General features: G+C 64.1%; 24 protein-coding genes and 2 pseudogenes. 7 read left to right on the top strand and 19 right to left on the bottom strand.

Annotated elements, in window-relative coordinates:
• Positions 1–103: 103 nt before the first annotated feature.
• On the bottom strand, positions 104–700 hold the full coding sequence (locus IVB19_RS04125; protein ID WP_007597204.1) for a superoxide dismutase: 597 nt from the start codon (positions 698–700) through the stop codon (positions 104–106).
• 238 nt (positions 701–938) lie between these two features.
• Between IVB19_RS04125 and IVB19_RS04120 the strand changes: the two genes are divergently transcribed.
• The 3 genes and pseudogenes from IVB19_RS04120 to IVB19_RS04110 all read left to right on the top strand — a co-directional run.
• Positions 939–1,466: a GNAT family N-acetyltransferase gene (locus IVB19_RS04120; protein WP_018453309.1), complete on the top strand. Its 528-nt coding sequence runs from the start codon at positions 939–941 to the stop codon at positions 1,464–1,466.
• Between the two features lie 82 nt (positions 1,467–1,548).
• Positions 1,549–2,934, top strand: coding sequence for an MATE family efflux transporter (locus IVB19_RS04115; protein ID WP_018453308.1), 1,386 nt, complete (start codon positions 1,549–1,551; stop codon positions 2,932–2,934).
• Between the two features lie 51 nt (positions 2,935–2,985).
• Positions 2,986–3,057 (top strand): annotated as a pseudogene (locus IVB19_RS04110) (DUF2147 domain-containing protein); the annotation flags it as partial.
• A 4-nt stretch (positions 3,058–3,061) separates the two neighbouring features.
• Here the strand turns inward: IVB19_RS04110 and IVB19_RS04105 are convergent.
• Positions 3,062–4,201, bottom strand: coding sequence for a DUF3095 domain-containing protein (locus tag IVB19_RS04105; protein ID WP_018453307.1), 1,140 nt, complete (start codon positions 4,199–4,201; stop codon positions 3,062–3,064).
• A gap of 166 nt (positions 4,202–4,367) precedes the next feature.
• Here IVB19_RS04105 and IVB19_RS04100 point away from each other — a divergent pair.
• Positions 4,368–4,793: pseudogene (locus tag IVB19_RS04100) on the top strand (hypothetical protein).
• Positions 4,794–4,797: 4 nt separating this feature from the next.
• On the opposite strand, the gene IVB19_RS04095 reads toward IVB19_RS04100, so the two are convergent.
• The 5 genes from IVB19_RS04095 to IVB19_RS04075 form a co-directional block, all read right to left on the bottom strand.
• On the bottom strand, positions 4,798–5,013 hold the full coding sequence (locus IVB19_RS04095) for a hypothetical protein (RefSeq protein ID WP_026232507.1): 216 nt from the start codon (positions 5,011–5,013) through the stop codon (positions 4,798–4,800).
• Positions 5,014–5,137: 124 nt separating this feature from the next.
• Positions 5,138–5,860 (bottom strand): SDR family NAD(P)-dependent oxidoreductase, encoded by a 723-nt coding sequence (locus IVB19_RS04090; protein WP_247299310.1) that lies wholly within the window; start codon positions 5,858–5,860, stop codon positions 5,138–5,140.
• Positions 5,853–7,235, bottom strand: coding sequence for a class I adenylate-forming enzyme family protein (locus IVB19_RS04085; protein ID WP_018453302.1), 1,383 nt, complete (start codon positions 7,233–7,235; stop codon positions 5,853–5,855). The genes IVB19_RS04090 and IVB19_RS04085 overlap by 8 nt, the downstream gene beginning before the upstream one ends.
• Positions 7,222–7,467: an acyl carrier protein gene (locus tag IVB19_RS04080; protein ID WP_018453301.1), complete on the bottom strand. Its 246-nt coding sequence runs from the start codon at positions 7,465–7,467 to the stop codon at positions 7,222–7,224. Before IVB19_RS04080 ends, IVB19_RS04085 begins: the two co-directional genes overlap by 14 nt.
• A 141-nt stretch (positions 7,468–7,608) precedes the next feature.
• Positions 7,609–9,423: a long-chain-acyl-CoA synthetase gene (locus IVB19_RS04075; RefSeq protein ID WP_247821043.1), complete on the bottom strand. Its 1,815-nt coding sequence runs from the start codon at positions 9,421–9,423 to the stop codon at positions 7,609–7,611.
• Between the two features lie 253 nt (positions 9,424–9,676).
• On the opposite strand from IVB19_RS04075, the gene IVB19_RS04070 reads away from it, so the two are divergent.
• The gene (locus IVB19_RS04070; RefSeq protein WP_018453299.1) at positions 9,677–10,390 is read left to right on the top strand and encodes an SGNH/GDSL hydrolase family protein; all 714 of its coding nucleotides are present in this window, start codon (positions 9,677–9,679) and stop codon (positions 10,388–10,390) included.
• 44 nt (positions 10,391–10,434) lie between these two features.
• Here IVB19_RS04070 and IVB19_RS04065 read toward each other — a convergent pair whose 3' ends face one another.
• The 6 genes from IVB19_RS04065 to IVB19_RS04040 all read right to left on the bottom strand — a co-directional run bounded on the left by IVB19_RS04065 (position 10,435) and on the right by IVB19_RS04040 (position 15,399).
• On the bottom strand, positions 10,435–10,704 hold the full coding sequence (locus IVB19_RS04065) for a DUF3551 domain-containing protein (protein WP_007597230.1): 270 nt from the start codon (positions 10,702–10,704) through the stop codon (positions 10,435–10,437).
• 31 nt (positions 10,705–10,735) lie between these two features.
• Positions 10,736–11,017, bottom strand: coding sequence for a DUF3551 domain-containing protein (locus IVB19_RS04060; RefSeq protein ID WP_018453298.1), 282 nt, complete (start codon positions 11,015–11,017; stop codon positions 10,736–10,738).
• Between the two features lie 137 nt (positions 11,018–11,154).
• On the bottom strand, positions 11,155–13,032 hold the full coding sequence (htpG, locus tag IVB19_RS04055) for a molecular chaperone HtpG (protein ID WP_247299309.1): 1,878 nt from the start codon (positions 13,030–13,032) through the stop codon (positions 11,155–11,157).
• Positions 13,033–13,154: 122 nt separating this feature from the next.
• A complete protein-coding gene (locus IVB19_RS04050; RefSeq protein ID WP_018453296.1) occupies positions 13,155–13,568 on the bottom strand; it encodes a hypothetical protein in 414 nt (137 codons plus the stop codon).
• Positions 13,569–13,830: 262 nt separating this feature from the next.
• Positions 13,831–14,430 carry a nuclear transport factor 2 family protein gene (locus IVB19_RS04045; RefSeq protein WP_026232506.1) on the bottom strand — a complete coding sequence of 200 codons (600 nt, stop codon included), beginning with the start codon at positions 14,428–14,430 and terminating at the stop codon, positions 13,831–13,833.
• A gap of 162 nt (positions 14,431–14,592) precedes the next feature.
• Positions 14,593–15,399, bottom strand: a complete 807-nt coding sequence (locus IVB19_RS04040; RefSeq protein ID WP_007597237.1) for a response regulator — start codon at positions 15,397–15,399, stop codon at positions 14,593–14,595.
• A gap of 221 nt (positions 15,400–15,620) precedes the next feature.
• Between IVB19_RS04040 and IVB19_RS04035 the strand changes: the two genes are divergently transcribed.
• A complete protein-coding gene (locus IVB19_RS04035; RefSeq protein ID WP_026232505.1) occupies positions 15,621–15,851 on the top strand; it encodes a NepR family anti-sigma factor in 231 nt (76 codons plus the stop codon).
• Positions 15,851–16,399, top strand: coding sequence for a sigma-70 family RNA polymerase sigma factor (locus IVB19_RS04030; protein WP_007597240.1), 549 nt, complete (start codon positions 15,851–15,853; stop codon positions 16,397–16,399). The genes IVB19_RS04035 and IVB19_RS04030 overlap by 1 nt, the downstream gene beginning before the upstream one ends.
• 105 nt (positions 16,400–16,504) lie before the next feature.
• Here IVB19_RS04030 and IVB19_RS04025 read toward each other — a convergent pair whose 3' ends face one another.
• From IVB19_RS04025 to IVB19_RS04000, 6 genes are all read right to left on the bottom strand, one after another.
• Positions 16,505–17,203 carry a nitroreductase gene (locus tag IVB19_RS04025; RefSeq protein WP_018453292.1) on the bottom strand — a complete coding sequence of 233 codons (699 nt, stop codon included), beginning with the start codon at positions 17,201–17,203 and terminating at the stop codon, positions 16,505–16,507.
• Between the two features lie 134 nt (positions 17,204–17,337).
• Positions 17,338–18,582 (bottom strand): acyl-CoA dehydrogenase, encoded by a 1,245-nt coding sequence (locus IVB19_RS04020; protein ID WP_018453291.1) that lies wholly within the window; start codon positions 18,580–18,582, stop codon positions 17,338–17,340.
• A gap of 136 nt (positions 18,583–18,718) precedes the next feature.
• Positions 18,719–19,966 (bottom strand): acyl-CoA dehydrogenase, encoded by a 1,248-nt coding sequence (locus IVB19_RS04015; RefSeq protein ID WP_018453290.1) that lies wholly within the window; start codon positions 19,964–19,966, stop codon positions 18,719–18,721.
• Positions 19,967–19,981: 15 nt separating this feature from the next.
• Positions 19,982–21,109: an acyl-CoA dehydrogenase family protein gene (locus tag IVB19_RS04010; protein ID WP_018453289.1), complete on the bottom strand. Its 1,128-nt coding sequence runs from the start codon at positions 21,107–21,109 to the stop codon at positions 19,982–19,984.
• 27 nt (positions 21,110–21,136) lie between these two features.
• Positions 21,137–23,008 carry an AMP-binding protein gene (locus IVB19_RS04005; protein WP_018453288.1) on the bottom strand — a complete coding sequence of 624 codons (1,872 nt, stop codon included), beginning with the start codon at positions 23,006–23,008 and terminating at the stop codon, positions 21,137–21,139.
• A 43-nt stretch (positions 23,009–23,051) separates the two neighbouring features.
• Entirely contained in the window at positions 23,052–23,858 is an 807-nt protein-coding gene (locus IVB19_RS04000; RefSeq protein WP_026232504.1) for an enoyl-CoA hydratase/isomerase family protein, read from the bottom strand.
• Positions 23,859–24,007: the final 149 nt, after the last annotated feature.

The following is a 24,007-nucleotide window of genomic DNA, read 5'->3' as shown; positions in this document are numbered from 1 at the left end:
CCGCACAACAAAAAGGCGGCCGCGCCTCGACCGCCTTTCAATTCCGTCATTCCGGAGCGGCAAAGCCGGCCCCGGAATGCGTGAAGCCCAGGCCTCGTCGAACTCAGGCCTTGTCGAACAGCGACTCGACGTATTCCCAGTTCACGAGGTTCTCGACAAACGCCTTCAGATAGTCGGGACGGCGGTTGCGGTAGTCGATGTAGTAGGAGTGCTCCCAGACGTCGCAGCCGAGGATCGGGGTGGCGCCGTGCACCAGCGGATTCTCGCCGTTCGGGGTCTTGGAAATCTCGAGCTTGCCGTTCTTGACCTGGAGCCAGCACCAGCCGGAGCCGAACTGGCCGACGCCGGCCGCCTGGAAGTCCGTCTTGAACTTCTCGAAGCCGCCGAGGTCCTCGTTGATCTTCTTCTCGATCTTGCCCGGCAGCTTGGTGCCGCCGCCATTGGGCTTCATCCAGCTCCAGAAATGGATGTGGTTGTAGTGCTGGCCGGCATTGTTGAACACCGCGGGGTTCTTGCCGAACGAGCCCTTGACGATCTCCTCAAGGGACTTGCCTTCCCATTCGGTGCCCTTGAGCGCGTTGTTGCCGTTGGTGACATAGGCCTGATGATGCTTGTCGTGGTGGAATTCGAGCGTTTCCTTCGACATGAATTGTCCGAGGGCGTCATAGGCGTAGGGGAGTGGGGGCAGCGTAAAGGTCATGGGTGTTGTCCGCGACTGATGGGGGAACGAGACTTAACGGTCACCCCTTATAGAAGGTTCCGCGGCTGTTAAATACCGTGAATTTTCCAAAAGGCATGGTGCGGCGGCTTGGCCGGATTGCATAAAATCGTCGCAAGGATGTAGGGCGTTTCAACCAGGCCATAAAATATCATTGCCTTTGAGGTGCTTATGGCAGAACGAAACGCACCGACGGCGCGGAGATGCGAAGGTGAGAGCGATGAGCATCGAGATCGACATTTTGAACGGCGACGCCTCCTGGCGGATGGCGGAGCCACTGCACCAGGCGGTCTTCGGACCTGATATCGTCGCGAAGCAGCCCTGGGCTCACGTCAAATGGGCCAATGCCGACCTGCGCGTCCTCATCGAGACGCCCGAGGATGGTCTCGTCTGCCACGTCGGCATCTACTTCCGCACCGTCACTTGGAATGGGCAGAAGGTTCACATCGGCGGCATCGGCGGCGTCTGCACGCGGGAGGATCGGCGCGGCCGCGGCTATGCGACCATGGCGATCGATGCCGCGGTGCATACCATGCGCGCCAACGAGGCGGTCCGCTTCGCGCTGCTGTTCTGCGAGCCGCACAATGTCGCGTTCTACGAAGCCCGCAGCTGGCTCCCCTTCAAGGGCGAGGTCTATTGCGAGCAGCCGGAGGGGCGGATCCGCTTCACTCACATGGCGCCCTATGTCTGCAACATCGTCAGCGCGCCGACACTCGGCACTATCGACCTCTGCGGCCTGCCCTGGTGAGCCCTGCGTGAGGCGCGGCTGGTGCCGGGGCTGCCCGCCATATAATATGTCGATCATCATCCAATATTCCGCGCGGTGACACATGACGATCGACGCCTCGATAGACGCCGTGCCGCTGCCTGCCCCGGTCGCCTCCCCCATCGCCGGCTTGCTGACGGCCCCGATCCTGCCGACGCTGCTGCGGCTCGCGATCCCCAACATGATCGCGATGGTGGGCAGCACGCTGGTCGCGGTCGCCGAGACCTCCTATATCGGCCGGCTCGGCACCATTCCGCTCGCCGCGATCGCGCTGGTGTTCCCATTCGCCATGCTGACGCAGATGATGAGCGCAGGCGCGATGGGCGGCGGCGTCTCGTCTGCGATCAGCCGCGCGCTCGGCGCAGGCGACCGGAACCGTGCGGCGACGCTGGCGCTGCATGCCGCCATCATCGGCCTCTGCGGCGGGCTTTTCTTCACGGTGACGATGCTCGTCTTCGGCCGCTCGTTCTTCGCGCTGCTGGGCGGGCGCGAGCGTGTGCTCGAGGAAGCCAGCGGCTATTCGCAAATGCTGTTCTCCGGCGCGGTCGCGATCTGGCTCGTCAACACGTTGGCGTCGGTGATCCGCGGCACCGGCGACATGCGTCTGCCCTCGATGGCGCTGATCGGGACGAGCGTGCTCCAGATCGCGCTCGGCGGCACGCTGGGGCTCGGCCTGTTCGGCGTGCCGCAATTCGGCATGCCCGGAGTGGCCGCCGGTCAGTTGATCGCATTCACCTGCGCTGCGATCTTCTTCCTCTGGTACCTCTGGTCCGGCCGCAGCCGGCTGCCGCTGGATTTCGGCGCCTTCCATTTCGATCGCGCGTTGTTCTTCGACATCCTCAAGGTCGGCGCGGTCGCCTGCCTGTCGCCGCTCCAGACCGTGCTCACCATTTTGATCTTCACCAAGATCCTGGCGACCTTCGGCACCGAGATGCTCGCCGGTTACGGCATCGGCTCGCGACTGGAATTCTTGCTGATCCCGATCACCTTCGCCTTCGGCATCGCATCGGTGCCGATGGTCGGCATGGCGATGGGCGCCGGACAGGTGAAGCGCGCGCGGCGCGTGGCCTGGACCGCGGCCGGGGCCTCGGGACTTACCGTCGGCCTGATCGGCCTCATCATCGCGCTCGATCCATCCCTGTGGGTTTCGCTCTTCACCAGGGATCCCGGCGTTGCCGCCGCCGCGCACAGCTACTTCCACTGGGCAGGCCCAACCTTCGTGTTCTTCGGCGTGGGCGTGTCGCTGTATTTCTCCTCGCAAGGCGCGGCGCGGGTCGGCGGTGCCGTGCTCGCCTCCACCGCACGGCTTCTGATCGTCGCGATCGGCGGCGGCGGCCTCATGATGGTGCAGGCTCCGGCCTGGACCCTGTTCGCGCTGGTCGGCGGCGCCATGGCGGTATTCGGGCTGTCGACCGCGGCCTCGGTCGCCTTCGTGCGCTGGGTCAAATAAGCGCAGGTCATTGCACGCAGGCAAATAAACGCGGGAATGTGATTCCATCCGGATTCGCTGCGGGTCGAAGGCTGCGTCGGCGCGCTCTGCGGCGGCGAAACCTGGACGCGGGCGGGGCGCTAGCGCTTCACGCCGTCATCGCCTTCAGCGCCGTCGCCGCCGAGGCGTAGCCGCCCCGCGCGCCGTCGATAAAATGGACGTGATCGCTGCGCAACGCCGACGGGGTGAAGCAGGTCATCATCGCAGCGTCCTGCTGATAGAGGCCGTAACGCACGATGCCGTCGCGCGCGGCAATCGCGAGGCGATCGCTGAGGGCGCGTTCGAGCTCCGGCGTACAGTCGAGGATCATGCGCAGGCCGTCGTCATATTTTCGGAAGTCGGAGTTCTCCACGACCTGCCGTGTATAGAGCTTCGGCACGAAGCCGCCGACCTTGAGATCGAAGCGCATGATCAGATAGACGAAAAGGGTGTAGGCCAGCACGCTGGCGCGGCGTGCGAGCAACGGACCTCCGCGCTTGGTGCGCGCCTCATATTCCAGCCCTTGCGGCGGCCATGTCAGCGGCGGCCCTTGTGGCGGCACGGGACGACCGGCATCCGGGCTGCGCTCGACGAGATGGATGATGTCCTCGATCACGTTGCGGAATGCCGAGGGATCGGCGCCTTGGGCCGGCATGACCAGCACGGACAGGATCAGGCCGCGCGCAGCCGGAATCACCTCGAAGCGGCAGGACAGGCCGGAGAGATCGGGCTGCGTCCCCGCGGGCGCTTCGGTGATCGCAAACTCGCCGCGCTTCATCGCTGCGTCCGCCCAGGCGAGCCCGCCGCCAGAAAACATCGCATAGGACAAATTGGCCGACGGTCCGAAGCGCGCGACGCGCACGTCTAGGCCATGCGCGCGAATGGCGCTCACCGGCACCAGCGCGACGCGCATCCGCAAGTCGAGATCTTCCCGCACCCAGGTCGCGGTCGCAGCCAAAGCCTCGCGGGCCAGTTCGAGATCATTAGGCGCGACCGCAAAACTCGCGCCGTCGCCGCCGAACACGAAGGGAAATTCGCGTCCCTCCAATGCATTCGTCACGGCTGCGATCACGGCGGCACCGGCCATGTTCACCGCCTTGTAGCGCTGCGCCGCGATGGCCTTGGTCGAATCCACGATGTCGGCAACGCCGACGCTCCAGTCGTCGGGCAGCGGCGAATACAGAGCGGGGTCCATCAGACTGGTGAAGCCGCGAAAGACCGGAATGCCGCTATAGAACGCTGATGTCATCGGATGATGCCGGATGGTTGGGACGCACGTCCAAAGGGACATACGTAGAAGAATCGATTCGGTTCGCCAGGCGCGCGCCCTTGCAACCATTGGCCGAAATGGACCCGGACAACAAGATGAGGGCGCACTGCAATGCCACAGAAGGTCATTAAACGGTTGACCGTAAATGGCGTCTAGTCTCGATGATCTGACATGGTTGCGCGGGAACATCGACGTGTCCGACTTCGACAGGAAGGACTCCATCGCTCCGGCAAGCCGGCGCACTGGGCGTGATCCGATCAGCGCGGTGAAGACGCCGGAAAGCCTGACCGCGGCCGTGGATAGCTGGGCCGAAACCCATCACCTGTAGCGCTCGGAAGCCATCGGTAAGCTGGTCGAGCTCGGCCTGAAGGTCGCGCCCCCGGCACTCCCGCCAGGGCACCCGCTCGCTTCGGATGCCACCAGGATCGAAGAGCTTGCGGTGCGTGAACTCGAGGGACTGCTCGATCCTGCGCTGTCTGAAGACGAACGCGAGCGCCGGATCCGCCGCCTGACCGAGGGCCCGCCGGAGTTCTCACACGAACGGATTGACCTGCCGAAGCATCGGACCTGAATGTCTAGTGCAGCTTCTCGCCCACGCGCTTGCGTAGCGCGGAGGCGGGAACGTCATGGCAGCCGACAAGACGCACGAATTTCTGCGGATACATTTCGTAACCGTGGTCACCGGAATTTTGGTGAGACATCGGCTCGCAGTGAACGGGCTCGCAGTGAACGTCGCTTTGCTCTGCGCAAGATGGCTTTACCGACGCCTTGTCCGGGCTCGAAGCGGTCATGGACTGCTCCCTATCGATTAGGGCAGATCGATTGACGTAACCCAATCGATTGCGCGGGATCTTACGACCAAATCCGGACGATGTCATTGCGCCGGATCAATGCAATTGTGGCGATGAGTTCCACCTACGCCGTGTTGCCCGCGTCGACCGTAAACACGGTACCCGTCACATTGCGACCGCCCTCTCCCAGCAAATACTCCACCATCCGCGCGACGTCGTCGGTCTCCGGCAGGCGGCGCAGCGCGCTGCGGCCGGCGATGCGCTTGCGGCTGTCGTCAGACAGGTTGTGCGTCAGCTCGGTGTCGATGAAACCGGGCGCGATCGCGTTCACGGTGATGCCGAGCTTGCCGACCTCGCGCGCGAGCGAACGGGTGAAGCCGGTGGCGGCGGCCTTGGTCGCACCGTAAACCGAGAGGCCATTATAGCCGGTCGTCGCGATAATCGAGGAGATGTTGATGATGCGGCCGGCGCCGTCGGCCATCATCTGGCGCGCGACATATTTGGTGAGAATGATCGGCGACAGCACGTTGAGCTGCACCAGCGCCTCGATCTCGGAATTGTGCATGGTCGCGAGCAAGCCTTCGGTGCCGAGGCCGGCATTGTTGACGAGGCCGTAGATCGGGCCGAATTCATCGCGCACGAGTTTTGCGTAGGCGGGGATCGCGTCGATCACGGCGAGGTCGCAAGCGCGAAAATGCAGGCGCCCCTCCGACCCGGCAATCGCCGCCTTGAGCTCGTCGCTCTCGCGCCGCGCCGCCGCGATCACGTTGTAGCCGCCATTAACAAGCCGCTGGCCGATCGCAAGGCCGATACCGCGGCTACCGCCGGTGACGAGAACATTATGCATCGGTGCGCGCCAGTTTGCCGGCCGGGGTGACGTCGAGCGCCTCGACGAAGCGGATCACCGCCGGCACCTTGTGGGAGGCGAGCTGAGCGCGGCACTGATCCAGAATCTGGTCGCGGATCTCTTTCGCGCGCGCCGGATCGGTGCCGTCGGCGAGGATCACGTCGGCGACGACGATGCCGCCGGTGATCGGGCTCTTGCGTGACTTCGCCCGCGACATCCGCACATCGAGATGACGGTTGATCACCGCCTCGATCTCTTCGGGGTGAACCTTCAGCCCACCGATATTGATGATGCCGCCGCGGCGGCCAACGAAATAGTAGCGGTCGCCGCGCAATTCGACGATATCGCCGCTATCGACATACCCGTCTGCATCGGTGAGCGCAGCCGCGTCGCGGCCGATATAGGCGTGCGCCGTGCGCGTCGAACGGATACGTAGCGAGCCGTCGACGACCTTCATTTCGACGCCGTTGCGGTTGCCGAGGTAGTCCGCCGGAAAGCCTTCCAGCCCGTCATTGACGGCAAAGCCGACGCCGGCCTCGGTTGACGCATAGGCATGGCCGACGGAGGAATTCGGGAACGCCGCTTTCAGGCCGTCCAGCACCGCCTGGTCGGCGATCTCGCCGGAGAGGCGGACATAGCGCGGCGCGAACTGCGCGGCCGAGCCGCTCATCAACAGCTTGCGCCAGTGCGAGGGCGTGCCGGAGATGTGGGAGACGCCCCGCGCGTTCAGCCGCGTGACGTGATCGGCGAGCGCCTCATGCGGATCGGACAGCACCATCGAGCCGCCCGAGAGGACGGCGCGGAGGAATATCTGCAGGCCGCCATAGCGGCGGATGTCGTAGAACGTCGCCCATACCGGCGCGGGTCCGCGCGCCGGGCCTTCGGCGACGATGGCGCCGGTGAGTGCTTCCAGCGTATGGCCGACGATTTTCGGCACGCCCGACGTGCCCGAGGTGAGCATCAGCCATTCCGTGGCGCGTTCGGTCCTGGCCGGCGCTGTGGCTTGAAGCGGCAGTTGTGCGGTGACGACCAGCGGCACGCCAGTCTCGGCCCAGCGATCGGGCTCGTCGGTGACAACGGCATCGATCCCGGCATTCGCCATCAGCGCGTCGAGATGCGCCGGGTTGAGATCCGGCGGGCACAGCAGCATGCGGCGGGCAATACCGTCGAGCTCGATCATGGCAAGACCCGATCGGAGCTGGTCGGACAATTTCAGCAGCACCGCGCGGCCGGACAGCTCGCCCAGGCGGCCACCCAGGACCGTCTGCGACAGGATATCCGTCAACGACACGACATCGTGCGCGTCCGACAGCGTGCGGCCGGTCAGCTCCGCGCCGAGATGGTCGCGGAGCGCAAAGATCTCACGCGGGGACATTTTCGTAGGCCCGCACGAAATCGCCCACGGTGGCGGGGAACGCTGCGTCCTCGGAAATGGTGAAAGGGTCGACGCCGGTCTCGTCCTCGAGGCGCGCCACCAGGATGGCGAAGGCGAGCGAGTCGAAGCCCGTCTCGTGCAGGGACAGCTCGTCCGAGAGTGCGGGAAGCGCGACGTGCTGCTCTTTGGCGATCTGCTGGATCGCTTCAATGACCTTAGACCGTACCGACATGGCTGGCTCGCTTCTGTTGTCGTTCGTGTTGCGGCGGTTCTTGATGACCGCCTCCCTTGCCCGTTTGTTTACCCGACAGAAGTAAATGGCTTCTTGGACAATTCGGATAAAATTGGACCTATCTGGCGGATTTTCGCGCGGCTAGAGCCGGATCGTACCCTGGTTGATTTGCGCATACGTCTCCGCGTCCAGCGCGACATAGGCGCCGGTCTTCGGGTCCAGCATGAACAGCGGATCGGAGACCGCGCCGGGATCAAATCCCTCGCGCGCGAGCTCGCCCTTCTTCTGCTTGAACGTCTCGGTCGCATCGAGCTCGCGCGAGATGCGTATGAAGACGGGATGAGCATAGGCGGGCAGGCGCTGTGCGAGATGGGCGGGCAGTGCCTCGACGGCGAAGCCTTCGTTCACCACGATCGCACTCATGCCGGCGCGGCCGTCGGTGCCGGGAATGCCGACGCCGTAGGTGGTGGCGTCGATCACGCCAGTGAAACCCCGCATGGCGTCGTTGACCTCCGAAGTCGCGACGTTCTCGCCCTTCCAGCGAAAGGTGTCGCCGATGCGGTCGACGAAGTGGAAGAAGCCCTTCTCGTCGAGCCGCATCAGGTCGCCGGTGCGGAACCAGGAATCGCCCTTGGCAAAGACATCGCGCAGGATCTTCTTCTCGGTCTCGCTCGCCTCGGTGTAGCCCTCGAAGCGGCCGCCGCCCTCATCCGCCGTGCCGATGCGGCCTATGGCTTCGCCGGCCTCGCCGCGCGCGCAGGGGATACAAAACCCCTCCGCATTGCGCAGCGGGGCGCCGTTATCGGGCTCGAGCTTGACGAGACCGGCAGGGAAACGATGCGCAAGCAACGGCGGAACGCGGCCGATCGCGCCGGGCTGGCCCTCGACGTTGAACAGCGAGAAATTGCCTTCCGTCGCCGCGTAGAATTCGAGGATGCGCGGAATGGCGAAACGCGCCTGAAAATCGTCCCAGATGTCACCGCGTAGGCCGTTGCCGCAGACGAGCCGCAGGCGATGCCGGTTCTCGTATTCCGACGGCGGCGCCTTGAGCAGATAGCGGCAGAGCTCGCCGATATACTGGAACAGCGTACAGTCGTGGCGCACGATGTCGGGCCAGAAATTCGAGGCTGAGAATTTATCTGCGATCACAACCGAGCCCCCGGCAGCGAGCATGCTGCATGGTGCCACGATGCCGCCAACCGAGTGGAACAGCGGCAGGCAATCGTAGAGCCGGTCCTGCGGCGTCGCGCCGGTGAGGCCGGCGAACCAAAAGCCCCAATTGAGGATGCGGCGGTGGCTGATGCTTGCGGCTTTCGGCAGGCCGGTCGTCCCGGACGTGTAGATCAGCAGGGCCCGGTCGTCGATGGTGACGTCACCACGCTCGTCCGGCGAAAGCGGCCGGTCATCGAGGGCGTCGAGCGCGACATCGATCGGACGCTCGCTGCGGGCATCGCCGTGGGTCCAGACCTTTGCTTCCGTCTTCAAGTGCGGCAACGCGCCGGACAGCTCCGCTGCAAGCTCATGCGCAACAATGATGTGAGCGGGCTTTGCGACTCCGACGCAATGCGCGAGCGAGTGCCCGACGAGCTTGGTGTTGATCAGCGCGACCACGCCGCCGACGCGGCTGATGCCGAGCCAGGCCGCGACATAATCGATGCCGTTCGGCATGATCAGCGCGACAGTGCCGCCCTTGGCCACACCGGCCGAGCGCGCCCAGCGCGCATAACGATTGATGCGTTTCGAAAGTCCCTCATAGTCGAGGCTCGCGTCATCGGTGGTCAGCGCAACGCGATCTGGCTGGCGCTGCGCCCAATCGTCGACGACATCGGCGAACAGCCGGCCCGGCAACGTCTCGATCCGTGCGGTGAGCTCGATCGCCTTCAGCCAGATTTTCGAAGCCGAAGGTGCGCGCGCGGCTTTCGGTTGCTGGATGACGCCGGTTGTCATGCCGTTCATTCTTTACGTGTCTGCGGGTTTCCGGCAGCTTAGCTCGCACGCCCTGCCCAGATGTTAAGAGACAAGGTAAAACCGGGTTAGTGCACGATTAACTCTAGTGATCCTTTACCAAACCGGAGGCGATCGAGGTGCGCCGCCTGGCAGTTCTTGCAATAGCAAAGCCAGTTGTCGGGGCGTGAGGCTAGGCGGCTCCGGGCAAACGGGTTAGTCTTTTTGACCCTGCATTGTCCCGGTTGCGAAAGGGAGACGACCTGTGGCTCTCGGCTCGTCTGAATTTCCCGTCCAGGCCGCGCCGTTCGAGCAGCCGCTGACCAATTTTGCCAATGGCCTGAGGCGCGGACAGGTCAAGGTGGTCGCGATCGGCTCGTCGACCACGGCGGGCGAAGGAGGCATCGCGCCCTATCCGCAACGATTGCTGGCGGACCTTCGGAGCATATTTCCGAAGCCCGGGATCGATGTCATCAACCGGGGCGTCGGCGGCGAAGAGGCTCCCAAGGAGCTTTTGCGGTTCAAGCACGACGTCTTCGACCAGAAGCCGGATCTCGTGATCTGGCAGGTCGGCACCAATGCGGTGTGGCAATCGGCCGATCAGAATCCACCGACCTTCGACGAAACCAGGAGGGCCATCGCTGACGGCGTCGATCAGCTGCTTGTGGACGGAGGGATCGACGTCATCCTAATGGATCTGCAATATGTGCCGGCGGTGCTGACGCCGGCCAAGGCCGACAAGGCGAACGCGATGGTCGCAGCGATCAGCGAGATCGCGCATGCAAAGCGGGTCAACGTCTTTCGCCGCTTCGCGCTGATGAAGGGCTGGCACGACGTTGCAAGAATTTCGTTCGACCGCATGGTCGACCCGGGCGACGACAGCAGGCTGCACGCAAGCGACTGGACCACGGACAAGATGACCTGGCAGTTGACCGACGCGATCGTCACCGCGGCCAACGAGGCGCCCCACGGCAGCTAGCCCTGCATACTCCGTCTGATTGACGGCCGAACGGGCGGTGAGCCCTAGCCGCCTCGCTGATGGCGCAAGCGCTGCGGCGGTGCGTTGAACGGATAATACGGATTGAGATCGCAGCTGGCGGAGCGGCCGGAAGCCGTAGCTCGGCACTGCGGCACTGAGGTGAAGGAGCAATCGTACCACTCCCCGCCACCGCCGTTTGCACCGGAATAGACGTGCATGCAGACGGGATAGCGCGGATCGAAGGTCTGTGCATGCGACGGCGCGGCCGTGAGCAGGGCACCGACGGTCATGATCAGGCCGAACAAGCGATGCATGAAAATTCCCCCTGAAGGCCGTTGCGGATCGCTAGTGCACGTTCTTGTGGCGCCGGCGCGGCGGCGGCGGGGGTTGGTCGAACGCATAGTAGGGATTGACGTCGCAGCTTGCCGAGCGGCCCGAGGCCGTGGCGCGGCACTGCGGCAGCGAGGTGAAGGAGCAATCGAAATAATCGCCACCGCCCCCGCCAAAACTACCGGGCGTATAGACGTGCATGCACACCGGGTAACGCGGATCGTAGGTCTGGGCGCTGGCATCTGCCGCCACGAACAGCGTGGCAATTGCGGTCAGGGTCAGGATCGGCAAACGCATGGAGAAATCCTCGAATCTGTCATGTCGGCCATGTCGGCGGCCCGGATGCCGGCCACCTCGTATGGCATAACACCATGGCAGAGGCGACCGTTCCTGCGCGCAGATGACGGCAAGGTGAGTGCGGTGCACTGCGCCCGCTACGCGCCGAGCCCTTGCAACACCAGCCGGTTCAACCTTGCCGCAAACGCCGCAGGGTCCTCCGGCAGCTCGCCGTCTAGGATCTGCGCCTGTTCGAGCAGGAGCAGGCTGAGATCGTCAACCATCTTGGAGCCGGCCTGAGCCTTCGTGATCGCCGTCACCAGCGGATGGCGCAGGTTGATCTCAAGGATCGGCTTGGTGCGCATGCCACGGTTCTGCTGAGACAGGATGCGCTCGAGCTCGCGGCTCGGGCCCTGGCTGTCGGCGACGAGGCAGGACGCGGAGCTGGTAAGACGCGTCGAGGCCTTGACGTCGCTGACGCGCTCGCCGAGCGCGGCCTTGATCACCGCGATGGTGGCGGCCTCGTCGGCGGGCGGCTCGTCCTTTTTCGCCTCGTCGGCTTCGTCGACGCGCGGGATCAGGTCGAGATTGAGATCGCCTTGGCTCAGCGACTTCAGCGGCTTGCCGTCAAACTCCGAGGGCATCGAGGTCCAGAAGGCGTCGACGGGATCGGACAGCAGCAGAACTTCGATGCCGCGCGCAGTCGCCGCCTCGAGCCGGGGGTTCGACTTCAGCCGGTCGATGCTGTCGCCGACGAGATAATAGATCTCGGTCTGGTTCGGCTTGAAACCGGCGACGACGTCCTTGAGCGAGCGCTTCTCGCCCGAGGTCGTGGTGAAACGCGACAGCGCGAGCAGCTTTTCTCGGCGTTCGAAATCCTCGTAGATGCCTTCCTTCAGCACCGCGCCGAAGGCCTCCCAGATCTTCGCGAAGTTCTCCGGATCCTTCTCCGCCAGGCTTTCGAGCTCGGACAGCACGCGGGTCGCCACGGCCTTGCGGATCTGCGCGAGCTGCGGATTGTTCTGAAGCATCTCGCGGGAAATGTTGAGCGGGAGATCCTCGCTGTCGACGACGCCGCGGATGAAGCGGAGATAGCCCGGCAGCAGATCGGCATCGTCAGTGATGAACACGCGGCGGACATAGAGCTTGACGCGCCCCTTGCGGTTCGGTTCGAACAGGTCGAACGGCTTCGTCGAGGGCGCGAACAGCAGCACGGCGTAGGAGTAACGTCCCTCCGCGCGATAATGCAGCGTCATCGCGGGATCGTCGAAGGCGGAGGCGATCTGCTGATAGGCCTTCTTGTAGTCTTCCGGCGTGAGCTCGGATTTCGAGCGCTGCCACAGCGCGCTCGCAGAATTGATCTGACGCGGTTCGCCCCCTTCAGGCACGAGCTCGATGGGGAAGAGGATGTTGTCGGAATAAGCGCCGACGATACGTTCGATCTCGTAAGCTTCGAGATATTTCTTCGCATCGTCCTTGAGATGCAGGACGATCTCGGTGCCGCGCTGCACGCGGCCCGCATCCTCCTCGCTGGCACGCGCGATCTCGAAGCCCGAGCCGCCCGAGGACGTCCAGGTCCAGACGTCGCTCTCGCCGGCGCGGCGGCTCACCACGACGATCTTGTCGGCTACCATGAAGGCGGAATAGAAGCCGACGCCGAACTGGCCGATCAGGCCGAGACCATCCTTGGCCTCCTTGAGCTTCGATACGAAGGCCTTGGTGCCCGAGCGGGCGATGGTGCCGAGGTGGTCGATCAGCTCCTGCCGCTCCATGCCAATGCCATTGTCGGCGATCGCAAGCGTTCCGGCCGTCTTGTTCGGAATGATCCGGATCTTGAGCGCGTCGCCTTCGCCCAGCAGCGCCGGATTCGCGATGGCCTCATAGCGCAGCTTGTCGCAGGCGTCAGAGGCATTGGAGACGAGCTCGCGCAGGAAGATATCGGTCTCGGAATAGACGGAATGCACCATCAGGTGCAGAAGCTCGGAAACCTCGGCCTGGAAGGGCTGCGTATGCACAGCCGTGTCTGACGTCGTCATGCGTTTACCCGGTCAATCCAAAGAGGAAGAAACCCGGGATATAACGCGAGGGGGCAGGGGATCAAGTAGACGTCAGCAATCGCCCTCCGGGCGGAGGGCGACTTGTCCGTGGCCAAAGCCGATCAAGTCACACAGCGGCCGGGTTGGAGCAGCTTTGCGACCTCGGTCAGGGAGCTGACCATCGGCTCGCAGGCGATCGTCGGCTTTTTGCGGCTCTGCTTCTGGTCCGGGAGCAACACCGGCGGCTTGGCGTTGCCGGTCTCGATCACCGCGGGGACCCGCAGCAGCACCGACGTGTCGGCCAGATCGTTCAGCCGCATCGACACGGTGCGGGTCGGAACCTCAGCCTGCTTGATGTCGGCCAGCCGGTCCGCTTTGCTGGAGCGATTGACGTTATGGCCCGGCTTGTCAGCGACCGCCTGCCAGCGGTCGGCCGGATCATGGCCGGAGGCCAGCTGCACGGCGCCGACCTGGACGGCGCCAAGCGTCGCGGCGATCGCGACGGCGCCTAAAAATACCTTTTGAATCTGTGACATGGCTGTCGGTCCCTCGCCCCATGGCGATCGCGGGAACAACGCGAGGAGAGGACCCAGAGTTCTCAGGCGTTAAGATCACTTAGCCGTGTGCGAAAAGGCAGGGTGCGAAAAGGATGGCCCCACGAAAAATTTTGCAACCCCCTGGAACGACTTTCAGGGACGGGAGTCGTATCAACAGCCGGCTATTCCCCCCTGCCCCATAAGCCGGCGACGTAGGGCGCGACTGTGGTGATGCCAGTCGCGCCTTACTTTTGTCTGGCGTTCAGTTCGCCTTCCCCGCAAGCCACTCCCGCCCCTCCGCATAGAGCTTCTCAACCTCGGGCCCGGTGAGGCCTGGCATGTCGCGCTTGACCTTGTAGCCGATCAGCTCCTGCATGTAGGCGAGGTGGCGGTAGCCTTCGGGCAGCGCGGCAAGGGCTTTCTGGTCGAGCTGAAGCGTCGCGGAGGGATCAACCGGGTCGATCCGGTCCTTCTCGTAGATCGGCTGGCGGCGGACGATGCCCCATTTTCCCTGCCGCTTCTCCAGGAAATCGTAGAAGCGCCCGGTGCAGACGACGTCGCAGGGCACGTCGTGCACCGGTGCGCGCTGCGAGATGGTCATCTTGGTCTGCGCGATGGCGCGCGCCCCCTCGAGATCGATGCTGCAGCCACCGAGGAAATGCAGGATGCGCACGCCCTTGGCGAACCCCTCCTGGCTGACCCGCATGAAATCCCGCGCCGGCCCCTGAAACCAGGTGGCGGACATCCAGCCTTCCTCGTGCCAGACGGTGGCAAAACGCTCCCAATCGCCGGCATCGCGCCACACCGCCCAGTTCTCGACGAGGTCGCGGATGGCGAGGCGATCGAGGAGTTGCTGGTCCATGAACACGTCTCCGATGGCACCGCGGCTGCAACGGCCGCTGCGCGAGGTATGAGCGGCGAATTCGATGGCCGTCAAGCGTGACAACCGGATCAACAAAAATCCGGCGCACCTTGCGGCACGCCGGATCGGATTTCGTCAAAATGCCGGGCGCTGGCGCCTTCGTTACGCCGCCGGTACCTTCGGCGCGCGGTTGCGGGAGTTGCGCTGGAAGAACAGCGCCTGGCTCGCCACCGCCGACACCATCGCCGGCTGGAACGGTTTCGAGATCAGGAAGGCCGGCTCCGGTCGCTCGCCGGTGAGGAAGCGCTCGGGGTATGCGGTGATGAACACCACCGGCACTTCGAAGGTGCGGAGCAGCTCGTTGACGGCGTCGAGGCCCGACGAGCCGTCGGCGAGCTGGATGTCGGCGAGGATCAGGCCCGGTCGCTTGTTCTTTGCCAGCGCGACCGCATCGGCGTGGGTGCGGGCGACGCCGACGACATTGTGGCCGAGGTTCTTCACCAGGCTCTCGAGATCCATGGCGATGAAGGTCTCATCCTCGATGATCAGCACGTCAGTGGCGATCTCGGCTGCCATCTCACGCCCTGCGGCATCCGCAAGCCGGCGCGTCTCACCGACGTCGGTGCCGAGAATGTAGCCGACCTCTTCTTCCGAAAATCCCTCGAGCGAGAGCAGCAGGAAGGCTTGCCGCGGCAAGGGCGTGATGTTGGACAGCCGCCGCTCCGGCGGCATCGGCAGGTTCGTCACCTCGGAATCGTCGTTGACGGAAACGGAATTCCAGATTTGGGTGAACAGCCGGAACAGGCCGGCGCGCGGCCCGTGGCTCTCGTCGAGCACCGACGGATCTCCCAGCATGGCTTCCAACATGGCTGCGACATAGGCGTCACCGGAGGACTGGCTGCCCGTCAGGGCGCGTGCGTACCGGCGCAACAACGGCAAGTGTTCAGCAACGAGCTGTGAACGGGACATCCCCACTCCATATCATCTTCGGGCCGACCTTGACGTGCAGGCGTTAGGCGGGGGGCCCGGGTTCCCCTGCTGGGCTGATTACGCCTCAGACCAAGAAAAGTTCCGCATGGGGGCGGAACTTTTTCTCGCAGCTCGCATTGAGCCTATCCAGGGAACGGCTCCCGGTTGAGAGAACTTCTCGATTTTACAGCTACTTAACTCGGGGAAACGTGGAACAGGTCATGAAAGATCTCAAGTCTCAAGCCAGCAAAAGCACGACCCCCGGCAAGGGAGGGCTCACTCCGGAGATCCAGTCCCGGATCGGGCACCAGCTGCGCGCCATGTACGACGACGTGGTGCGGCAGGGGGTTCCGGACCGGTTCGCGGAACTGATCAAGAAACTTGATGCGCCGGGAGCGACCCCCCAAGTGGAAAATGGTGGCGGCTCTAACGACAACAATGGGAGGGATTGATGCCTCTCACGGATTCCCTGCGTAACGACATCCTGGCGGCCGTGCCCAGTCTGCGCGCGTTTGCCATCTCGCTCAGCGGCAATGCGGACCGCGCCGACGATTTGGTCCAGGAGACGCTGTTGCGGGCGCTCGCCAACATCGACTCGTTCCAGCCCGGCTCCAATCTGCCGGCATGGCTGTTCACGATCCTGCGCAACCTGTTCCGCTCCGACTATCGCAAGCGGCGGCGGGAAGTCGAGGATGCCGAAGGCAATTATGCTAAGACGCTGAAGACGCAGCCCTCGCAGAACGCCCATCTTGAGTTCGAGGAATTCCGCACGGCGCTCGACAAGCTTCCGCAGGACCAGCGTGAAGCGCTGATCCTCGTCGGCGCCTCCGGCTTCTCCTATGAGGACGCGGCTTCGATCTGCGGCTGCGCAGTCGGCACGATCAAGAGCCGCGTCAACCGTGCGCGCTCCAAGCTCGCGGCGCTGCTCTATGTCGACGGCGCCGAGGATTTCGGGCCCGACGAGACCATTCGCGCCGTGATCGGCGGCAGCGGCGGCTGACGGCCGGCGTCAATCGAACTGAGACCGCGATGAAGGCGGCCGCATCCGCGGCCGTCTTTTCGCGCGAACGGGATCACGTCCAATACGAAGCGTGCATCGCCTCGATCACTCGTCCACGAAGGTCACGGTCTCGGCCAGGCTCGCACGCGACGTCCGGTAGCTGTTGACCTTGTGGGCATTGTCGGCATAGCCGAACGAGATACCGCAAACGATGCGGCGATCATCAGGCAAATTGAAATGGCGGCGGATCAGGCCGGAGTGGCGCGCGAGCGCCGCCTGCGGAATTGTGCCGAGCCCGAGCGCCTGCGCGACCAGCATGAAGTTCGAGACATAGGCGCCGCAATCGATCGCACCGTAGATGCCGAGCGGCTCGTCGGTATGGATGATGGCCACATGCGGCGCGCCGAAGAAATTGTAGTTCTCCAGCGCCTGCTTGGCATAGGCCATCTTGTCTCCGCGCGCGATGCCGAGCGTGTTGTAGAGCTGAAAACCGCTCTCGCGGCGGCGTTCGAGATAAGCGCCGAGATATTCGCGCGGCGGCGTGAAATCATAGTCGTCCCCGAGCCCGCCCGAAGCCTCCTTGTAGATCAGCTTGCGGAAACGCTCCTTGGCCTCGCCGCTGGCGATGACGACCTGCCAGGGCTGGCTGTTGCACCAGGACGCCGTGCGCTGGGCGGTGGTCAGCACGTGCTCGATCGTCGCGCGATCGACTTCCTTGGCCAGGAAGGCGCGCACCGAGTAGCGCTCGTTGAGCAGCTCTTCGAGCACGCCGATGCGGTTGTTATGATTGACTGCAGCGTCCATTGCTTAAGCTCGCTTTCGTGCCCCGGACGCGACGCAGCACGAAGTGATGCGGCGCTGAGGCGGGGCCCATTGTGGCCTGTCTATTATGGCTCTTGGGTCCCGGCTCGCGCTTCGCGCGTCCGGGACACGAGATGTCAACGCCCCTTGGTCGGAATCTTGTTGTACGGCACGTCCTTGTCCACGCGGATGTCGCCCGGCAATCCCAGCACGCGCTCGGCGATGATGTTGCGCAAGATCTCGTCGGTGCCGCCCGCGATGCGCATCGAAGGCGAGGACAGCAGCATCTGCTGGAACTGGCCCTGCACGGTCTCCTCGTCCGTGCCGGTGAGAACGCCGGCCGCGCCCTGGAGGTCCATGGCATAGGTTGCGATGTCCTGTAGCATCATGCCGGAGACGAGCTTGCCGATCGAATTTTCCGGTCCCGGCCGCTCGCCCTTGGACAGCGCCGAGATCGCGCGGTAGCTGGTGTATTTCAGCCCGCTCGACTTCACCGCCCAGCTCGCGAGTTTTGAGCGCACGGCGGGATCGTCGATGGCGAGGCCATCCTCCAGCATCAGGTTGGAGCAGAACTCGAACATCTCCGGGACGCCGGTCGCAAGCCGCGAGCCGATCGACATGCGCTCGTTCATCAGCGTGGTCAGCGACACGCTCCAGCCCTCGCCGATGGCGCCAAGACGCTGGCTGTCGGGAATGACGACGTCGGTGAAATAGACCTCGTTGAACTCCTGCATGCCGTTGGCCTGCTTGATCGGGCGCACCTCGACGCCGGGGCTCTTCATGTCCAGGAAGAACATGGTGAGACCTTTGTGCTTGGGCACATTGGGATCGGTGCGCGCGATCAAAAGTCCGTAGTCGGAATAGTGCGCACCCGAGGTCCAGATCTTCTGGCCGTTGACGACCCAATTGTCGCCCTTCTTCTCCGCGCGCGTGCGCAAGCCCGCGACGTCAGAGCCCGCTGATGGCTCGGAGAACAGCTGGCACCAGATCTCCTCGCCCGCGGCCAGCTTCGGCAAATGGCGCCGCTTGGCCTCCTCGCTGCCAAAAGCCATCACGGTTGGCCCGCACATGCCCTCGCCGATCTGGAACGGCTGCGTCAGCTTGCCATAGACGCCTTCCTCCTGCTGCCAGATCACGCGCTCGATCGGCGTCGCACCGCGGCCGCCATATTCCTTGGGCCAATGCAGGCAGGCCCAATTGCCTTCGGCCTTCTTCTTCTGCCAGGCCTTGCCGACATCGACGATGTCGTGGTTGGCCAGCCGGATGCGGCCGAGCGAGGATTTTGACAGCTCAGCCAAAAACTCCTTCGGCGCGTTGGCCTCAACCCATTTGCGCGCGGTCTCGCGGAAGGCGGCTTCCTGCGGGGTGTCGTCGAAATTCATGGCGGACCTCTTCGTTCTTGCTCTGTCTTAGTCCCTCATGGTGAGTGGCGCGCAGCGCCGTCTCGACCCACGAGGCCCCCGTTGGGCCTGCATCCTTCGAGACGCCGCGCTCCGCGGCTCCTCAGGATGAGGATCATCAGCCTCTTCCCTTCGTCAGGATCCTGTTGAACGGCACGTCCTTGTCGACACGGATGTCGCCGGGCAGGCCCAGCACCCGCTCGGCGATGATGTTGCGCATGATCTCGTCAGTGCCGCCTTCGACACGGGTTCCCGGCGCGCGCAGCAGCATCGCCTGGAAGCGGCCGGCGAGTTCGGAATCTTCGGCACCGCTGATCACACCGGCAGCGCCTTGCAGATCCAGCGCATAGGTCGCGACATCCTGGATCATGGAGCCCGCGACCAGCTTGCCAATGGAGTTCTCCGGTCCCGGACGCTCGCCCTTCGACAGCGCCGAGATCGCGCGCATGCTGGTGTATTTCAGTCCGCTCGCTTTCGCCGCCCAGCTCGCCAGCTTCGCGCGCACCGCGCGGTCCTCGATTGCCGGGCCATCGTCCAGCATCAGGCTGGAGCAATATTCGAACAGCTCGGGGAAGCCGGTCGAGACGGCCGCGCCGATCGCGCTGCGCTCGTTCATCAGCGTGGTCAGCGAGACGTTCCAGCCGTCACCGACCTCGCCGAGGCGCTGGTGATCGGGAATGCGGACGTTGGTGAAATAGACTTCGTTGAAGTCGGAAGCGCCGCTCGCCTGCTTGATCGGCCGCACCTCGACGCCAGGGCTCTTCATGTCCAGGAAGAACATGGTAAGGCCCTTGTGCTTGGGCACGGTCGGATCGGTGCGGGTGAGCAGAATGCCGTAATCGGAATAGTGCGCGCCCGACGTCCAGATCTTCTGGCCGTTGATCACCCAGTCATCGCCATCCTTCTCGGCGCGCGTGCGTAGGCCCGCAACGTCGGAGCCGCCGGCGGGCTCGGAGAACAGCTGGCACCAGACCTTTTCGCCGGAGGCGAGTGGCGGCAAATAGGCGCGCTTATGCTCCTCGCGCGCGAACGCCATCATGGTCGGCCCGCACATGCCGTGGCCGATGATGAACATGCGGGATAGCTGGCCGAACGGCCCTTCTTCCTGCTGCCAGATCACACGTTCGATCGGCGACGAACCGCGGCCACCATACTCCTTCGGCCAATGCAGGCAGGCCCAGCCGGCATCTGCCTTCTTCTTCTGCCAGGCCTTTGCCACTTCCAGAATGTTGGCGTTCTTCAATTGCGTGCGGCCGAGCGAGGACTTGCGAAGCTCCTCCTCGTACTGCTTGGGCGCATTTGCCGCGATCCAGGCGCGAGCCGTGGCGCGAAATTCGGCTTCTTGCAGAGTGTCGTCGAAGTTCATGACGTTGCCTTTCGCCTACGCCGCGTTCTTCTTGCGCATGCGGTCGATCAACTGGTCTTCCCAATAGGACAGGCTGCCGAGCCCGAGCGCCATCGCGTTGGCGCGGCGGTAGTACATGTGGCAGTCGAACTCCCAGGTGAAACCCATGCCGCCGTGAACCTGGATGTTGTTCTTGGCGCAGTGCTGGAACGCCTGCGTCGCGCTGATGCGGGCCGCGGCGGCGGCTTCCGGCAGCTCCGCGGCGTTGGTCGAGAGCGCCCAGGCGCCGTAATAGCTGTTGGAACGCGCCAGCGTTGCCGACACGTACATGTCCGCCAGCATGTGCTTGACGGCCTGGAACGAGCCGATCTGTCGCCCGAAGGCGATGCGGTCGAGCGCGTAGTCGCGGCCCATCTCCAGCGCGCGGTCGGAGCCGCCCACCTGCTCGAATGCGCAGAGCACCGCAGCGCGATCGAGCACTTGAGTCAAGATGCTCCAGCCTTCGCCGGCCGCGCCCAGGGGCTCGGCCTTGCAATCCCTGAAAGTGATCTCCGCCTGCCCGCGGGTCGGATCGAGATTGGTCAGGCTTTTCACCTCGACTCCGCCGGCCCTGAGATCGACAATGAACAAGGAGATGTCGCCGTCGCGTCCGCTCGATCCCGTGCGTGCCGCCACCACCGCGAAGTCGGCGATCGTACCATCGGCGACCGGCTTCTTGACCCCGTTGAGCACGCCATTCGCAGCCGTGAGCTTGACGTTCTTCGGTGACGGATTGCCCTTGCCCTCGAACAGCGCCAGCGTGCCGATCGCCTCGCCCGAGGCAATGGCCGGCAACCATTTTTTCTTCTGCGCGTCACTGCCCGCGATCAGCAGCGCTTCGGCAGCCAGGTAAACAGTCGAGGAGAACGGCACCGGTGCGTTCGCCCGGCCCATCTCTTCGGCGATCACGCAAAGTTCGAGATGACCGGCGCCGGCGCCACCAAAATCCTCGGGAATGGCGACGCCGAGAAAACCCATCTCGGCGAGGCCTTTCCACAGCTCCTTGTCGTACGGCACCTTGCCGTCGAGGACTGCGCGCACTGCCTTGGGTGGGCACTTCTCGGTGAGGAATTTGCGCGCCTGATCGCGGAGCTGCTTCTGGTCGTCGGAGAAATCGAAATTCATGGCGCGTATCCGTGTTGCTGATGTCGATTACTTGAGAATGATGACGTCCTGGTCAGGCTTGTCAGCATAGAGCCGCCCCACCAGCGCGGCACGACGTTCCAGGCCGGCGCGCTGGTTGATGTAGCCCTTGTCGGTGAGCTCGTTGCCGTCGATCGAAGGCGGTTCCGCCATCAGCATGGCGCGCGCGATGATGCGGCTGCTGGCGCCTTCGCACTCCCGGTTGTGAGCTTCCAGCCCGCGCCTGAAGCAAGCGATCACCTCGGGATGCGTCACTGCATCCTCGAAGCTGAGATCAGGCTTGCCGACGAGTTGACGGCAGGCATGCAGGTTCGGCCAGGCCAGCAAGCCGATGAAGGCGCGATCCTGCCCCGCGACCAGGGCATCATGCACGACGGGCGTCGCGGCGGCGATCGCATCGGTGCGCAGCGAGCCGACATGGACGAAGGTGCCGGTGGTCAGCTTGAAATCTTCGACCACCCGGCCGGCAAAGATGATGCCCTTCACCGGATCGGTGTCGTCGACGAAGATTCCGGCGTCGCCGATGCAATAAAAACCTTCCTCGTCGAACATCTTCTTCGTCAGGTCAGGCTGGCCGAAATAGCCCGGCGTGACGTTGACGCCGCGCAGACGCAGCTCGTATTTCGAGCCGAACGGCACCATCTTCAACTCGACGCCGGGGAACGGCAGGCCGATCAGGCCGACGCGCTCGGTGTCCCAATAGGTACCGGTCGATGTCGGCGCGGTCTCGGTCGAGCCCCAGCCGGTGTAGAACACGATGCGCTCGCCGGTGGTCTTCACGGCGAGAGCCTGCATGCGGTCGTAGAGGTCATCAGGCAGCCGCGCGCCGCCATAGGCCATGATCGAGAGATTCTTGAAGAAGGAGCGGCACAGCGCCTCGTCCTTCTCCATGGCGGCGGCGAGCGCGGCATAGCCGGCGGGGACGTTGGCGTAATAGGTCGGCGAGATCTCGCGCAGATTCCGGAGAGTCTCCTCGAACTGCCCCGGCATCGGACGGCCGTCATCGATATAGAGCGTGCCGCCATCGACCAGGATCGGGTGGAACGCCGCATTGCCGCCCATGGTGTGGTTCCAGGGCATCCAGTCCAGCATGGTCGAGATCGGACCGCCGGGATCGCGTGGCCGCACCTGCATCATCATGGCCGCATTGGCGCACATCATCGCTTGCGTGTTGATGACGGCCTTGGGCATGCCGGTCGAGCCTGACGTGAACAGCAGTTTGCCGACGGTCTCAGGCGTGATCTTCGCGATCGACGCTTCGACATCGGCAGTCACAGCTGTCGCCGCGAGCTCGGCAAAACTGACGCTCTCGATGCCATCGCAGGGCCGCAAGACGTGAACGATGGTGACGCCGGTGAGATCGAGCGCTTTCAGCGCCTTCTCGAAGGTCGGGCCGTCCTGCACCATCACCACGCCGGGCTTGATCAGGTCGAACAGGTATTTCAGCTTGACGTGATCATGGCTCATCAAGGAGTAGGCCGGCGAGACCGGCGCGGCCGGCACGCGCGCCTGCATCGCGGCCTGCGTCATCAGCGCGTGCTCGATCGAATTGCCGGAGAGGATTGTGACCGGGCGGCCGTCGAGCGCAAGGTTAAGCAGGCCTTGCGTCAGCGCATCCACGATGCGCTTGGCTTCGCCATAGGACAATTTGCGCCATTCGCGGTTCGGGCCACCGCGCTGGGCAAGCCAGATCCGCTCTGGCGCTTCCTTCGCCCATTTTGCCAGCGAAGCCGGAATATGCTTCTCGTAGGTCTGCAGCGGGATGCGCGACTTCAGCACCACCGTGCCGTCGTCGCGGCGCTCGACGTCGATGTCGCGCCCAAGCCACTTGACCTTGCGAAAGGCGGGTTTCGTCATCACCGCCGCCGCGCTTCCACTCATAGTGCGTCTCCCGGAATTTCTCGTCCTTTACGGATCTTTATTGTCAGCGCCTGATATAGACAGGCTTTCGCTTCTCAAGGAAGGCCCTGATGCCTTCCGAAAATTCCTCGGAGCGGCTGCACAGGACCTGGTTGCGATCCTCCATCGCGATTACGGCTTCCAGCGATCCGGCATCGACGCTCATGTTGAGACATTCTTTGGACAGGCGTAGGCCCACGGGCGAGGCCGTGATCATCGCGTCGACATAGGGTTCGGCGGCCTCATCGAGCTTGTCCTCGTCGACGACCTCGGAGACCAGCCCGACCGCGAGCGCCCGCTCGGCGCCGATGAAGCGTCCCGTGAGGATCAGCTCCGATGCCACGGTGACACCGACAAGGCGTGGAAGAAAATAACTGGTGCCAATGTCGCAGCCGCCAAGGCCGAGCTTGATGAAGGCGCAGTTCATCCGCGCCGATCTCGTCGCAATGCGGATGTCGGAGGCGAGCGCCAGCGCAAAGCCGCCGCCGGCCGCCGCGCCCTGTACCAGCGCGAGGATCGGCTGCGGACAGCGCCGCATCAGCATCACGATGTCGGCGATGCGCCGCTGCGAATCCAGCGACTCGGTGACATCAGGCGGCTCCTGCTGGCCGGCACGGCGCGCCATCGCCGCCTTGAGGTCGAGGCCCGCACAGAAATTCTTGCCGGCGCCCTTCAACACCACGACGCGCGTGTCGCGGTTGCGCTGAAGGCCTTGGAAGTAGACGTTGAGCGCGTCGATCAACGCAGGATCGAGCGCGTTGAGGTGTTCAGGACGATTGAGCGTCACGGTGTCGACGCCGTCATTGTGCTCGATCAGCAGCGGTTGGGACATGCGCGCGACTTCCTTCATCCGCAACGATGGTGCCGATTACTGCGCCCTCTCCCTTGTGGGAGAGGGCATGTACGTCACGCGCCGCGCATTCGCTCGGGTGAGGGGTCTGCCTCCACAGGTGAGATCGTGGAGAGAACCCCTCATCCGGC

Origin of the sequence: Bradyrhizobium sp. 187 (assembly GCF_023101005.1) — a bacterium.
Lineage (GTDB): Bacteria > Pseudomonadota > Alphaproteobacteria > Rhizobiales > Xanthobacteraceae > Bradyrhizobium > Bradyrhizobium canariense_D.
This window is presented reverse-complemented; position numbering and strand designations above follow the sequence as displayed.